1 protein-coding gene is annotated in these 462 nt (G+C 49.6%); it reads right to left on the bottom strand.

Annotated features, from left to right (window positions below):
* Positions 1 to 462: DDE-type integrase/transposase/recombinase (locus VQ643_RS16335; protein WP_414201578.1), on the bottom strand; the 462-nt coding region annotated here is incomplete at both ends.

Below are 462 nucleotides of genomic sequence, written 5' to 3'. Positions count from 1 at the left end.
AGCCTTGATCCGAATGCAGCCACACAGTGCCTCCGGGCTTACGACGCCAGTAAGCAGCCATTAAAGCATCTTGAACCAGAGTGTCAGTCATCCGCTCAGACATCGACCAGCCAACAATGCTGCGTGCTAACAAGTCCATGACTACAGCCAAGAACAAGAAGCCTTCCTGGGTATGAATATCGGTGATATCGCTGACCCACCACTGGTTAGGTGCAGACACATTAAAAGCACGGTCGAGCGTGTTTGGTGCTGTGATATCAGGCTTACCGCTATAGTAGCCTTTAGGTCTTTTATAGCCGCGTTGCGCACAAACCTGCGCCAATCTCATTAATCTCAGTATTCGATCGCGCCCACATTTGACACCAGCCTCAGCAAGATCAAGATGGATATTGCGATAGCCATAGTGTCCACCACTTGCCAGCCAATAGTGTTTAACCAAAGGCAGTAAGCGTTGATCATCCT

The sequence above is a fragment of the Pseudomonas sp. F1_0610 genome (assembly GCF_047470865.1).
In the GTDB taxonomy this organism is placed as follows: Bacteria; Pseudomonadota; Gammaproteobacteria; order Pseudomonadales; family Pseudomonadaceae; genus JAZDRH01.
The sequence above is the reverse complement of the archived record's forward strand: the minus strand, read 5'-3'. Positions and strand labels throughout refer to the sequence as shown.